The organism is Pseudooceanicola aquaeponti, assembly GCF_050897975.1.
Classification (GTDB): Bacteria; Pseudomonadota; Alphaproteobacteria; order Rhodobacterales; family Rhodobacteraceae; genus Pseudooceanicola.
The window spans coordinates 86,581-99,027 of record NZ_JBPAXY010000002.1 but is presented as its reverse complement, the minus strand read 5'-3'; the positions used below and the strand labels follow the sequence as shown (position 1 = coordinate 99,027).

Here is a 12,447-nt window from a genome sequence, read left to right as displayed (position 1 = left end):
TGCGCGCTCAGGCCGCCAGGCCGCGCGCGCCCATGTCCAGGAACTTGCGCCGCCGCGCGTCGATCAGCGCCTTGCGGTCCATGCCGTCCATCTCGGCCAGCATCGCCTCCAGGGCACGGCCGACGGAGGACATGGTGGCCGCGCGGTCGCGATGCGCGCCGCCGGTGGGTTCGGAAATCACCCGTTCGATCACGCCCAGGTAGTGCAGATCCTGGGCGGTCAGGCGCATGGCCTCGGCGGCCTCGCGCATCTTCTCGGCATTCTTCCACAGGATCGAGGCGCAGCCCTCGGGCGAGATCACCGAATAGATCGAATGCTCCAGCATCGCCACCTTGTTGGCCGCCGCGATGGCCACGGCGCCACCGGAGCCACCTTCGCCGATCACCACCGAGATCATCGGCACGCCGATTTGCAGGCATTTCTCGGTCGAGCGCGCGATGGCCTCGGACTGGCCGCGTTCCTCGGCGCCCTTGCCGGGATAGGCGCCCGCGGTATCGACCAGCGAGATGACCGGCAGGTTGAACTTGTCGGCCAGCTCCATCAGGCGGATCGCCTTGCGGTAGCCCTCGGGGCGGGCCATGCCGAAGTTGCGCTCGATCCGCGACTTGGTGTCATGGCCCTTCTCGTGGCCGATCACCACGACGGGGCGGTCGCCCAGGCGCGCCAGGCCGCCCATGATCGCCAGATCCTCGGCAAAGTTGCGGTCACCCGCCAGCGGCGTGAACTCGGTGAACAGCTCGGCGATGTAATCCTTGCAATGGGGCCGGTCGGGGTGGCGCGCCACCTGGCATTTCCGCCAGGGGGTCAGCTTGGAATAAAGGTCGACCAGCATGTCGCTGGCCTTCTTGTCCAGCGCGGCGGCCTCGGCCTCGATATCCATCTCTTCGCTCTGCCGCGCCATGGCGCGCAGCTCTTCGGCCTTGCCTTCGATCTCGGCAAGGGGACGTTCGAAATCGAGGTAATTCGTCATCTGGCGCTCCCGTCTCGGTTGGCCGTTATATGAAGGTCCGGGCGGCGAAGTGCAATAAGGCAAGATTTGCCGGGCGGGCCTGGGGCCTCCCGGTGGCGCCCCTGGGGCAGGAATGGACCGAGGATTGAGCGAGGGGCGCGCCGGGCGCCTGGCGGCGAACTGTCGTGCGGGCGCCGCGCCAGTCTATTCCCGCGTGGCCAGGGCAAGCATGGCCTGGCGCGGCGCGCTCAGCACCGGCAGGCCCAGATCCTCCAGCAGGGGCGCGGCGTCTGCCATGCTGGCCTGGGCCAGCACCACCACATCGGCGCCCCGAGCGGCCAGATCGGCGCGGATGGCCCCGGCGATATAGGCGTGAAACCGCGCGGTCTCGCCCGCCTCGAACAGCGGCCAGGCGCCGGGGATCGCCAGGGCGCGGATCTGGCTGCGTGCGTCGGTCAGGCTGCCGAGCAGATCCAGGCTTGGCCCCCGGGTACTGTCCAGCGCATGGGCCAGCAGGATCCGCCCGCCGATCCGCGCCGCCGCCTGCATCATCGGCCGGTCGATGCGCAGCCCGCCCTGCCGTTCCACCAGCGGCCCCAGGGTGGTGCAGCTGCACAGAAAGCTTTGCCCCGCCGCCTGCGCCTCCGTCGCCAGCTCCGCGATCCGGGCGTCCAGACCCTCGGTCTGCCCCTGCCGGGCCTCCGTCAGCCAGCCGGGCCGTACCACATGGCGCAGGGCCAGACCCGGCGCGATCTCGTCGCGCAGCCGGTCGAAGGTGGCCACATGGACCTGGGCGGTGTGCAGCAGAAGGGCGCTCATGCCCCTAGTGGTAGACCACCGGGATCAGCGAGGCCACCAGCAGCGCCGCCATGGTCCAGTTGAAGGCGCGCAACAGGCCCGGGCGGCGCAGCAGGCGGCGCAGCTCCTGCCCCAGCAGGATCCAGACCGAGTTCGCCGGGATGCAGACCAGCCCGAACATCACCGCGATCAGCAGCACCGCGCCCAGGTTGCGGTCGGGGGCGTAAAGGGTGATCGCGCTCATCCCCATGACCCAGGCCTTGGGGTTCACCCATTGAAAGGCCGCCGCCTGAAGAAAGGTCATTGGCCGCCCCGTGGCATCGCCGCCTTCGGGCGGGGCCGCATGGGCGATCTTCCAGGCCAGGTACAGAAGGTAGGTGCCGCAGGCCACCATCAGCCCCTGGCGCACGACGGGGTAAAGGTCGAAGACCTGCATCAGCCCCAGCCCCACAAGTGCCACCATCACCATGAACCCCGCGCCGATGCCCAGCATATGCGGCACCGTGCGCCGGTAGCCGAAGTTGGCGCCCGAGGCCATGACCATCAGGTTGTTCGGCCCCGGGGTGACCGAGGACACGAGGCAGAAGAGGAAGATCGCGGTCAGCATCTCCAGGGGAACGGCGGGCAGGAAAGGGGGCATGGTGTTGCTCATCAGCTGTCAGGATTGCAATCCTATGCTGGTCTGGGCGCTGTGGGGTTGCAAAATGGCGCGTGTTGGCGCCAAGATCGCAACAAATGGCGAAGCTTGATGACATCAACCGAAAGATATTGCGCGAACTGACCCGCGATGGCCGCATGTCGAATCTCGACCTGGCGGACCGTGTGGGCCTGTCGCCCTCGGCCTGCCTGCGCCGGGTGCAGGAGCTGGAGCGGTCGGGCGTGATCCGCGGCTACCGCGCGGTGATCGACCCCGAGGCCGTGGGGGCGGGCTTTGTCGCCTATGCCACGGTCGGGTTGTCGGAACATACCAAGGCGGCGCAAGAGGCCTTCGAGGCCGCCATGCGCCGGTCGCCGGAATGCCGCGAATGCCACAACATCACCGGGTCGCGGGAATTCCTGCTGCGGATCGAGGCGGAAAGCCTGGCCGCCTACAAGCGGTTTCATACCGAGGTGCTGGGCACGCTGCCCCATGTCTCGGCCCTGACCACCTATGTGGTCATGGGCTCGCCCAAGGACGATAGGGCGTAAGGCGGCGCGTCAGCGGCAGTAGCCGGCCTGTTCGCTGATCGCCTGGCCCGAGCCCGCCAGCGAGATCGGCAGGGCCTGGCCCTCGATCCGCAGCTCGGACCCGCGTTGCAGCGCCGCCAGGAAGCCGTCGCGCTCGGACGCGGAGGCAAAGAGCATCCGGTAGCCGTGAATGTCGCCTTGCGAGATCGCCGGGTCGGGCGTGGTGCCGGTATAGCCCAGGCGATAGGTCGTGGCCTGGCCGTCGATGATGAACTGCGCCTCGGCCTGGCCCCCGGCCAGCTGCGGGCGGGCGGTGCCGAAGCCCAGCCGGACCGAGCGGGCGCCCTCTTCGCAGCGGATCGACAGGTAGTCGCCGGTCAGGGCGCGCTGTTCGTCCAGATACATCAGCAGGCCGTTCTTGTCGGCCTCTTTGCTTTGCATCCAGCGTTGTTCAAAGATCTTCGCCGTGTCGGTTTCGATCACCGCCTGGGCGGCCACCGGGGCGGGGCTGGCCAGCAGGGCGGCGGCTGCGGCGGCCAGGGCCAGGGCGGGCACGGCCAGAACCGGGGCGGCGGGCAGGCGGTTTTTCAGAAGGCGGGCGGTGCGGAAGGCGCGCATCTCGTCTCTCTTTCGGCAATCGGCGTCGTTGCGGCGCAACCTATATCGGATTCGCGGAAAGCCAAGGGCAAGGGCGCGTCGCGGCATCACCTTTGGGTCAGGGGACCGGCGCAACTGACCGTGCCCGGAGTGCGCGGCGTGCGGGCGGATCCGTTGAAAAGGCAAGAAAACAAGGGTGCGGCGGGCTGTCGCAGGCAGGCTGGGGCCGCCGGGTCCGAAAACAAGAAAGCGCCCGCGAGTCCTCCTCACGCGGGCGCTTCGCCGGGCGAGCCGCAGGTTAGTCCCCGGCGGCGATCAGCTCGGCTTGTTTCACGATCACTTCTGCCTGCTTAATAGATGCAATGTCAACAAGTCTTCCTTTGTAGACCGTCGCCCCGGCGCCGGTCCGCTTGGCCTCGTCCATCGCGGCCAGGATTTCACGGGCCTCGGTCACCTTGGCCTCCGACGGGGTGAAGACCTCATTGGCCAGGGCGATCTGCTTGGGGTGGATGGCCCATTTGCCGACCATCCCGAGGGTGGCCGAGCGCAGCGCCTGGGCGCGGAAGCCGTCGTCGTCCGAGAAGTCGCCGAAGGGGCCATCGACGGGCAGCAGGCCATGGGTGCGGCAGGCGGCGACGATGGCGGTCTGGGCCCAGTGCCAGGGATCGGACCAGTATTTCTGGCCTTCGCGCAGCATGTAGTAATCTTCCTGGGTGCCGCCAATGCCGGTGGTCTGCATCCCCATCGAGGCGGCGAAATCCGCGGCGCCCAGGCTCATGGCCTGCATCCGCGGGCTGGCGGCGGCGATCTCTTCCACATGGGCGAGACCGGCGGCGCTTTCGATGATCACCTCGAAGCCGATCCGCTTCGCACGGCCCTTGGCGGTCTCGATGGCGCTGACCAGGGCATCCACCGCATAGATGTCACCAGCGCAGCCGACCTTGGGGATCATGATCTGATCCAGCCGGTCGCCGCATTGTTCCAGCAGGTCGACCACGTCGCGATACCACCAGGGGGTATCCAGGCCGTTGATTCGCACCGACAGGGTCTTGTTGCCCCAGTCGACATCCCCGATCGCCTCGATGACATTCTTGCGCGCCTGTTCCTTGTCGTCAGGGGCCACCGCGTCTTCGAGGTCGAGGTTGATCACATCGGCGGCCGAGGCGGCCATCTTGGCAAACAGCTTGGTGTTCGAGCCGGGGCCGAAAAGCTGGCAACGGTTGGGGCGGGCCGGGGGCTGAGGCTGGACGCGGAAGGACATGATCGGTCTCCGGGTAAGGAAATTACGTTTATTGCTGCTGGATGGTTAGGAAATTACCCGCCTATTGGCAAGGTGGATTTTGCAGCGCAGCATGATTCCGCGCCGTGGTGGGAGAATCTTCGAAGATTTGGCGCAAACCCGAAAGATCTGGGTGTTTTGCACGTGGGGCGCGCGCAATTTGCAAACACCTTGAGGGAGATTGCGCGCAGGATGCAGGAAACCCTCTTCAGGAGACCAGACATGATCGAGACCCCGTATCTTCTCTTCCTCGGTGACGCCCCCGACGCCCTGGCCGCGAAAGTGGCCCAGGGCATCAAGGACTGGCGCCCGGAGAATTGCGTGGGCCAGTACCGGATGGACGGCTGCAAGGCCGACATGAAACTGACCGACATGACCCTGGCCGAGGCCAAGGCCGCTGGCGCCAAGACGCTAGTGATCGGCGTGGCCAACCGGGGCGGCGTGATTTCCCAGGCCTGGAAGAAGGTCCTGATCGAAGCGCTGGAAGAAGGCTTTGACATCGCCTCGGGCCTGCACAACCTGCTGCGCAACGAACCCGACCTGAAGGCCGTCGCCGAGGCCACCGGCCGCACCCTGCACGACGTGCGCATTCCGTCCGTCCAGTACCCGATTGCCTCGGGCGTGAAGCGCAAGGGCAAGCGTTGCCTGGCCGTGGGCACCGATTGTTCGGTCGGCAAGATGTACACCGCGCTCTGCATGGACAAGGAAATGAAGAAACGCGGGCTGAAATCCAGCTTCCGCGCCACCGGCCAGACCGGGATCCTGATCACCGGCGACGGTGTGCCGCTGGACGCCGTCATCGCCGACTTCATGGCCGGGTCCATCGAATACCTGACGCCTGACAACGATGACGATCACTGGGACATGATCGAGGGCCAGGGCTCGCTGTTCCACGCCTCCTATTCCGGCGTGACCATGGCGCTGGTCCATGGCGGTCAGCCCGACGCGCTGGTGCTGTGCCACGAGCCGACCCGCGAACACATGCGCGGCCTGCCCGACTACAAGCTGCCCGAGCTATCGGACCTGCGCGATGTGGCGATGAAGCTTGCCTCCTGGGTGAACCCGGACGTCAAGGTCATCGGCGTGTCGGTGAACACCCAGCATATGAGCGAGGAAGACGCCCAGGCCTACCTGGCCAAGGTCGAGGCCGATCTGGGCCTGCCCGCCACCGACCCCTACCGCTATGGCGCGGACAAGCTGGTCGACGCGCTGATCGCCTGATCCCGAAACGGCCCGCCGCTCCCCCGGCGGGCCGACTTTTTCCGATCGCAGACATTGCAGAAAGGGACCGACGTGCAGATCGACGTGACCCGAGACATCTTCCCCCTGGCCCAGGTGTTCCGCATCAGCCGCGGCGCGCGGACCGAGGCCGAGGTGCTGACCGTCACCCTGACCGACGGCGACCACGTGGGGGTGGGCGAATGCGTGCCCTATGCCCGCTACAACGAGACCCTGGCCTCGGTCGAGGCCGAGATCCTGGCCCTGCCGCGCGACATCACCCGCAAGGGCCTGCAAGAGATCCTGCCCGCCGGTGCCGCGCGCAATGCCGTGGACTGCGCCCTGTGGGACCTCGAGGCCAAGAAGGCCGGCAAACGCGTCTGGGACCTGGCGGGCCTGCCCGCGCCCGGCCCCGAGATCACCGCCTATACCCTGTCGCTGGACGAACCGGCGGCGATGGAGGCCCAGGCGGCCAAGAACGCCTATCGCCCGCTGCTGAAGATCAAGCTGGGCACCCCCGACGACATGCCCCGGCTGGAGGCCGTGCGCCGGGGCGCCCCCGAGGCCCGGATCATCGTCGATGCCAACGAGGGCTGGTCGGCCGAGGTCTACGCCGATCTGGCGCCGCATCTGGTGCGCCTGGGCGTGGCGCTGGTGGAACAGCCGCTGCCCGCCGGTCTGGATGATGCGCTGATCGGCATGGAGCGCCCGGTGCCCGTCTGCGCCGATGAGAGCTGCCACGACCGCGCCTCGCTGCCCAAGCTGAAGGGCAAATATGACGTGGTGAACATCAAGCTGGACAAGACCGGCGGCCTGACCGAGGCCCTGCTCTTGCGCGAGGCCGCGCTGGCCGAGGGGTACAAGGTGATGGTGGGTTGCATGGTGGGCTCATCCCTGGCTATGGCGCCCGCGGTTCTGGTGGCCCAGGGCGCGATGGTCACCGACCTGGACGGCCCGCTGCTGCTGGCAAGCGACCGCGCGGCGGCGCTGCACTACGACGAGGTCGGGGTGCACCCGTCGACGCCCGCGCTTTGGGGGTGACGCCCGGTCCGCGCGGCAAGGCGTGGCAAAGGCTCCGGGGGAGGGTTTGAGGAGGTCACGGGCGGAGCCCCGGGCCAGACCTCGCGGAACGGTGGATTAGCCATCCACCCTCCGCACCCGCCGTAGGGTGGATGAAATCCACCGTCCCCGGCCGCCGCGTTGCGCGGACCGACGAACGAGACATGCCGGGCGCATTCCGCCAATTTGCCCGGCATCCCTGGCAGGTCGCTGAATTCCCTTCCGGCGGCCTGCCTGTCAAATCTCTGGCCTTCCGCCCCCGACGGGGTCTAGGAAGCGCCTGACAGGAAGCGGGCAGCGCCCGCGACAGACAGGAGAATGGCCCATGAGCCGCATCGTCTATGTGAATGGTGACTATCTGCCCGAGGAAGAGGCGACCGTGTCGATCTTCGACCGCGCCTTCCTGATGGGCGACGGTGTCTATGAGGTGACCAGCGTGCTGGATGGCAAGCTGATCGACTTCGACGGCCACGCCAAGCGCCTGTCGCGCTCGCTGTCCGAACTGGACATGGCCGAGCCCTGCACCATGGAAGAGCTGCTGGAGATCCACCGCGAACTGGTGGCCAAGAACGAGATCACCGACGGTCTGGTCTATCTTCAGGTCACCCGCGGCTCTGCCGGGGATCGCGATTTCGTCTTCCCCGATCCCGAGACGGTGAAACCGACCCTGGTTCTGTTCACCCAGAACAAACCCGGCCTGGCTGACGATCCCAAGGCCAAGAAGGGCTCCAAGGTCATCTCGGTGCCCGATATCCGCTGGCACCGCCGCGACATCAAGACGGTGCAGCTGCTCTACCCCTCCATGGCCAAGATGATGGCCAAGAAGGCCGGTTGCGATGACGCCTGGCTGGTCGAGGACGGCTTCGTCACCGAGGGCAGCTCGAACAACGCCTATATCGTCAAGGGCAACAAGATCATCACCCGCGAACTGTCCAACGACATCCTGCACGGCATCACCCGTGCCGCCGTGCTGCGCTTCGCCGCCGAGGCGCAATACGAGGTCGAAGAGCGCAACTTCACCATCGAAGAGGCACAGGCCGCCGATGAGGCCTTCACCACCTCCGCCTCGGCCTTCGTCATGCCCGTGGTCGAGATCGACGGCGTGGCCCTGGGCGACGGCACGCCCGGCACCGTGGCCCTGCGCCTGCGCGAGATCTACCTGGACGAGATGCGCAAGGCCGCCGTCTGACCTGGCGCGCGGCGGGGTGAGCCCCGCCCCACAAGACTCAAAGGCGCGGATCCCGGCGATCCGCGCCTTTTTGCCATCCGCCTAGGCGCTGCCCCGCGCGGGGCTTTGAAACGGGGGCGGTCCGCGCCATATGAGGGGCTGATCCGATGCGACGAGTCCCGCCCATGCGCCTGTCCCTTCCCCTGACTGCCTGCACCGCCCTGGCCCTGCTGGGGGCCGCCCTGCCTGCGCGGGCGGATTTGTGCAACTTCCGCCCCGAGAGGGTGGTGGGCGATGTGGCCGACAGCGCCCTGGGCGACGCGATCAAGGGCGGCGTGGGGTTCGACCTGTCCGACGTGGTCTCGGGCGCCAACCTTCTGAACCCGGAACGCGACCGCGACCGGCTGAAGGGGGTGACCGGCGTGGTGGCCGCGGCCTTCTCGGCGCCGGTCTCGGTGGCCGCCGGGGTGATCGGCATCACCGCCTTCGAAGGGGTCTGCACCCTGCATGAACGCCGCCGCACCGACAGCGACGCGGTCCTGGCCGTGCTGACGGACATGGCGGCCGAGGCCGACCCCGTCTATTTCGCCCTGATCGACGCGGACCAGGGCCCCGACAAGGCGGTGCTGCGCCTGGGCGACGGCCAGGGGGGCAGCGCGGACTACCCCGTGCGGCGGCTTGAGATCGTCGACGGCGAGCTGCGCCATATCTCTTTCGGCGCCAATACGGTGCTGGGCCGGGTGACCTATCGCATCCCTGCCGAAACCCTGCTGCGCCCGGACGAGGATCACGTGCTGGAACGCCCCGCGGGCCCCGCGCCCCTGCCCGAGGTTTCGGTGTCGGACCTGCCGGTGAAGCCCAGCAAGGCGCGCGGCGCGCCGAAAACTGGCGAGGGCGCCGAGGCGATGCAGGGCAAGTGACGCCCGCCTGATCTCGCCGCGCCTGTTTCCGACAGCACGACCGGACAGAAAAAAGGCCCGAAGCGCGCGCTTCGGGCCTTTTCTATGATCTTTTCGGGGTGCGCCGCTGCCGCGGCGCGGGTCTTTCCGGTAGGTGCGCCGCTGCTGCGGCGCGGGCCGGGGTCAGTGCACGGCGGGGGCCGCCAGCTCTTCCTCGTCCTCTTCCGCCTCGGGGGCGGGGTCGCGCGAGGCCATCTTCAGCACCGCGAAGCCCAGCACCGCCGAGATGGCAGAGCCCGTCAGCACACCCAGGCGCACCGAGTTCATCAGCGCCGGGTCGGCAAAGCTCAGCGTGCCGATGAACAGCGACATGGTGAAACCGATGCCCGCCAGGCAGGCGATGCCGTAGATATGCGCCCAGTTGGCGCCCGTGGGCATCCGCGCGAGGCCCGATTTGACCATCAGCCAGACGACGCCGAAGACGCCAACCTGCTTGCCGATCACCAGACCGCCCGCGATGCCCAGGGCCAGCGGATCCAGCAGGTCCGCGAAGGTCAGCCCGGTCAGGTTCACGCCCGCGTTGCCGAAGGCAAAGAGCGGCACGATGAAGAACAGCACATAGGGCGACAACCCGTGTTCGATCGAATGCAGCGGCGACTTGCCGTAGCGGTCCTTGATCGGGATGAAGAAGGCGGTCAGCACCCCCGCCAGGGTCGCATGGACACCCGACATCAGCACGAAGTACCACAGCAGCACGCCCAGAAGCAGGATCGGCGCGACCCGGTGGGTCTTGCGCTTCAGCAGGACGAACATGGCGGCCAGCGGGATCAGCGCCAGGAACAGATAGTCGATTTGCAGATCGGCGGTGTAGAACAGCGCGATGACCACGATGGCGCCCATGTCATCCAGGATCGCCAGGGTCAGCAGGAAGATCTTCAGCGAGGTCGGCACCTTGGGGCCGGCCAGGGCCAGAACGCCCAGGGCAAAGGCAATATCGGTCGCTGCCGGGATGGCCCAGCCCCCCAGGGTGTCCGGGTTGCCCATGTTCAGCGAGACATAGACGATCGCCGGGCAGGCCATGCCCGCGATGGCCGCCACGCCCGGCATCAACACGTCGCTGGGGTTCTTCAGCTTGCCTTCTAGCAGCTCGTATTTCAGTTCCAGACCGACCAGGAAGAAGAAGATCGCCATCAGACCGTCGTTGATCCAGTGCAGCAGCGAGTTCTTCAGCTCGGCCTCGCCGAACGAAATTTTCAGATAGGTATGCAGCCAGTCGTCATAGGCCGGGCCCAGGCTGGAGTTGGCGACGATCAGCGCCAGCACTGTTGCCAGGATCAGGAAGATTCCCCCCGATGCATCGCTCGAAAAGAACCTGTCCAATTCACGCCGTAGCCCCATCCCTGTCTCCTCTGTCAATCCGGGTTGCAAACATGCTTTTGGCCTCGGGGGCGGACCTCAAGGCATTGATGTTCCAGATGGGGCCTTGCCGCCCCGGCTCAAGAGGCGGGGCGGCAAAATATCGGCGTCAGATTTACTTTTCGGTCACATTTTCGCGGAAGGCGGTGTCGAAGGCCGCTTTCTGCTCGCCCGTGGCCTCGGTCTGGTACTCGGCGCGCCAGCTGTCGTAGGGCATCCCGTAGAAGGTTTCGCGGGCCTCGTCCTTCGACATCTCGATGCCGCGTTCGGCGGCGGCTTCCTGATACCAGCGGCTGAGGCAGTTGCGGCAGAACCCGGCCAGGTTCATCATGTCGATGTTCTGCACATCGGTCCGCTTGGTCATCAGGTGATCGCGCAGGGTGCGGAAGGCCGCAGCCTCCAGCTCGATCCGGGTCTGGTCGTCGATCTTGGTGCTCATGGCTGATCCTCCTGTGTCAGGTGTCAGATAGGCCGCTCCGCTTGCGGAAGGAAGAGCGGGGGATGCGCGCGGTTTCCACGCCCAGGGCGCAGCTGGCGGGCAGATGGGCCTCCAGCACGGCCAGGGCGGCATCGGCCAGCTCGACATGCTGGATCTCGGGGCGGCTGTCCATCAGGCGCAGGGTGACGTTGACGAAGGCCGTCTCGCCCGACAGCAGGTGAAAGGCCGTGGCCTCGTAGGCGCGCAGCTTGATCGCCGTTTCGGGCACCTCGGGGTGGGCGGCCATGGCGGCGGTCAGGGCCGGGATCAGCCCCTCGGGCAGGGTCAGGCCAGCGTATTCGACGACGATATGGGGCATGGGCGGTCCTTCTCGGGCTTTGAAATCGGGCGCGGCCTAGAAATCGGGAATTGCGATGCGGGTTCCGGCGGGCAGGGCCTGGGCCATTAGGGTGCACATCACCTGGGCCACGGCGATCTCTTCCGGGCCGGGGGCGCCCTCCAACCGGATATCCAGCCAGGGTTGGCCATCGGCGGGCATCGGGTGGGCCTCGGGCAGAAAGGCGAAGTCGTCGGCGTCTTCCAGATAGGGGGCCAGGGTGGTCAGCGCCTGGAAAAGGGCGCGTTTCGGCACCTCCAGCCCGTGGAAGTCAAGGATCAGCCGCGCGCCGCTCACAGCCCCGTCTCCGCCAGCGCCTGGGTCAGGATCGGCGCCAGGCGGCTGGCCCAGGCGCGTTGCTGGTCTTCGGTGGCGATCAGGTCGTTGCGCAATTCGATCAGCACATTGGGCAGACCCTGGGCAATGGCGTGGCGGTCCACCGCATCGCCGGGCAGGTGCCCGCCGTAGGGTTCGTTGGCGCCGACGCAGAGATCCGGCTCGGCCCGCAGACGCGCCAGCAGGGCCGCCGACAGACGCTCATCTGCCGCATAAAGCACCCCGATCTGCCAGGGCCGGGGCGGGCGGCCCTTCAGTTGTGGGGTGAAGGAATGGATCGACAGATAGACCCGGTCGGCGCGCGCGGCCACCAGCCCCGCCACCGCGCCGTGATAGGGGCGATAGCAGCGGTCCAGCCGGGCGGTCCGCTCGGCCGCGCCCGCATGGCGGTTGCCGGGAATGATGGTGCCGTCATACAGCTTCATCAGCAGGGTCGGGTCATCCTCGCCCCGGTTGGGGTCGATCACCAGGCGCGAGAAATTCGACAGCACGGCGGGCCCGTCCAACGCCTCGGCCAGGAAACGGGTCACCCCCGCCGCGCCCGGATCATAGGCAATGTGCCGGGCCATTTCGCTTTCCGGCAGGCCCAGGCTACCGCCGCCGACGAAATCCGGTACGGTGTTTGCAGCATGGTCGCAGGTGACAAGCCAGCGGGAGGGGCGGTCTGCACCAAGGATCTGGTAAGGCGCATATGTCATCCCGCTGTCACCTCACTTCGACATTCAGGCGCCATTGGCATTCGCAGC

15 protein-coding genes are annotated in these 12,447 nt (G+C 67.2%); 5 read left to right on the top strand and 10 right to left on the bottom strand.

From position 1 onward, the window contains the following. Positions 1-7: 7 nt before the first annotated feature. The 3 genes from ACRARE_RS04170 to ACRARE_RS04160 form a co-directional block, all read right to left on the bottom strand. Positions 8-970: an acetyl-CoA carboxylase carboxyltransferase subunit alpha gene (locus ACRARE_RS04170; protein WP_432655149.1), complete on the bottom strand. Its 963-nt coding sequence runs from the start codon at positions 968-970 to the stop codon at positions 8-10. A 183-nt stretch (positions 971-1,153) separates the two neighbouring features. Then, positions 1,154-1,768, bottom strand: a complete 615-nt coding sequence (locus ACRARE_RS04165) for a hypothetical protein (RefSeq protein ID WP_432655148.1) — start codon at positions 1,766-1,768, stop codon at positions 1,154-1,156. 4 nt (positions 1,769-1,772) lie between these two features. Next, the gene (locus tag ACRARE_RS04160; protein WP_432655147.1) at positions 1,773-2,399 is read right to left on the bottom strand and encodes a LysE family translocator; all 627 of its coding nucleotides are present in this window, start codon (positions 2,397-2,399) and stop codon (positions 1,773-1,775) included. Positions 2,400-2,482: 83 nt separating this feature from the next. Here ACRARE_RS04160 and ACRARE_RS04155 point away from each other — a divergent pair, with 83 nt between their 5' ends. Further along, complete coding sequence (locus ACRARE_RS04155; RefSeq protein WP_432655146.1) at positions 2,483-2,935, top strand: Lrp/AsnC family transcriptional regulator; 453 nt, start codon at positions 2,483-2,485, stop codon at positions 2,933-2,935. Positions 2,936-2,944: 9 nt separating this feature from the next. Here the strand turns inward: ACRARE_RS04155 and ACRARE_RS04150 are convergent, their stop codons facing one another. Beyond that, the gene (locus tag ACRARE_RS04150; RefSeq protein ID WP_432655145.1) at positions 2,945-3,532 is read right to left on the bottom strand and encodes a hypothetical protein; all 588 of its coding nucleotides are present in this window, start codon (positions 3,530-3,532) and stop codon (positions 2,945-2,947) included. Between the two features lie 277 nt (positions 3,533-3,809). After that, positions 3,810-4,772 (bottom strand): L-malyl-CoA/beta-methylmalyl-CoA lyase, encoded by a 963-nt coding sequence (locus ACRARE_RS04145; RefSeq protein ID WP_432655144.1) that lies wholly within the window; start codon positions 4,770-4,772, stop codon positions 3,810-3,812. Positions 4,773-5,012: 240 nt separating this feature from the next. Between ACRARE_RS04145 and dgcN the strand changes: the two genes are divergently transcribed. The 4 genes from dgcN to ACRARE_RS04125 all read left to right on the top strand — a co-directional run bounded on the left by dgcN (position 5,013) and on the right by ACRARE_RS04125 (position 9,155). Then, positions 5,013-6,011: an N-acetyltransferase DgcN gene (gene dgcN / locus ACRARE_RS04140; RefSeq protein ID WP_432655143.1), complete on the top strand. Its 999-nt coding sequence runs from the start codon at positions 5,013-5,015 to the stop codon at positions 6,009-6,011. Between the two features lie 72 nt (positions 6,012-6,083). Continuing rightward, positions 6,084-7,049 carry an N-acetyl-D-Glu racemase DgcA gene (gene dgcA, locus ACRARE_RS04135; protein ID WP_432655142.1) on the top strand — a complete coding sequence of 322 codons (966 nt, stop codon included), beginning with the start codon at positions 6,084-6,086 and terminating at the stop codon, positions 7,047-7,049. A gap of 343 nt (positions 7,050-7,392) precedes the next feature. Then, complete coding sequence (locus tag ACRARE_RS04130) at positions 7,393-8,256, top strand: D-amino-acid transaminase (RefSeq protein ID WP_432655141.1); 864 nt, start codon at positions 7,393-7,395, stop codon at positions 8,254-8,256. A gap of 164 nt (positions 8,257-8,420) precedes the next feature. Next, complete coding sequence (locus ACRARE_RS04125) at positions 8,421-9,155, top strand: hypothetical protein (protein ID WP_432655140.1); 735 nt, start codon at positions 8,421-8,423, stop codon at positions 9,153-9,155. 162 nt (positions 9,156-9,317) lie between these two features. Here the strand turns inward: ACRARE_RS04125 and nhaA are convergent, their stop codons facing one another. The 5 genes from nhaA to ACRARE_RS04100 all read right to left on the bottom strand — a co-directional run bounded on the left by nhaA (position 9,318) and on the right by ACRARE_RS04100 (position 12,399). Next, positions 9,318-10,532: a Na+/H+ antiporter NhaA gene (gene nhaA / locus ACRARE_RS04120; protein WP_432655139.1), complete on the bottom strand. Its 1,215-nt coding sequence runs from the start codon at positions 10,530-10,532 to the stop codon at positions 9,318-9,320. 133 nt (positions 10,533-10,665) lie between these two features. After that, positions 10,666-10,989, bottom strand: coding sequence for a DUF1244 domain-containing protein (locus ACRARE_RS04115; protein ID WP_432655138.1), 324 nt, complete (start codon positions 10,987-10,989; stop codon positions 10,666-10,668). 16 nt (positions 10,990-11,005) lie between these two features. Next, the gene (locus ACRARE_RS04110; RefSeq protein WP_432655137.1) at positions 11,006-11,347 is read right to left on the bottom strand and encodes a 5-carboxymethyl-2-hydroxymuconate Delta-isomerase; all 342 of its coding nucleotides are present in this window, start codon (positions 11,345-11,347) and stop codon (positions 11,006-11,008) included. 36 nt (positions 11,348-11,383) lie between these two features. Beyond that, positions 11,384-11,662, bottom strand: a complete 279-nt coding sequence (locus ACRARE_RS04105) for a hypothetical protein (RefSeq protein WP_432655136.1) — start codon at positions 11,660-11,662, stop codon at positions 11,384-11,386. After that, positions 11,659-12,399: an N-formylglutamate amidohydrolase gene (locus tag ACRARE_RS04100; RefSeq protein ID WP_432655135.1), complete on the bottom strand. Its 741-nt coding sequence runs from the start codon at positions 12,397-12,399 to the stop codon at positions 11,659-11,661. Before ACRARE_RS04100 ends, ACRARE_RS04105 begins: the two co-directional genes overlap by 4 nt. Positions 12,400-12,447: the final 48 nt, after the last annotated feature.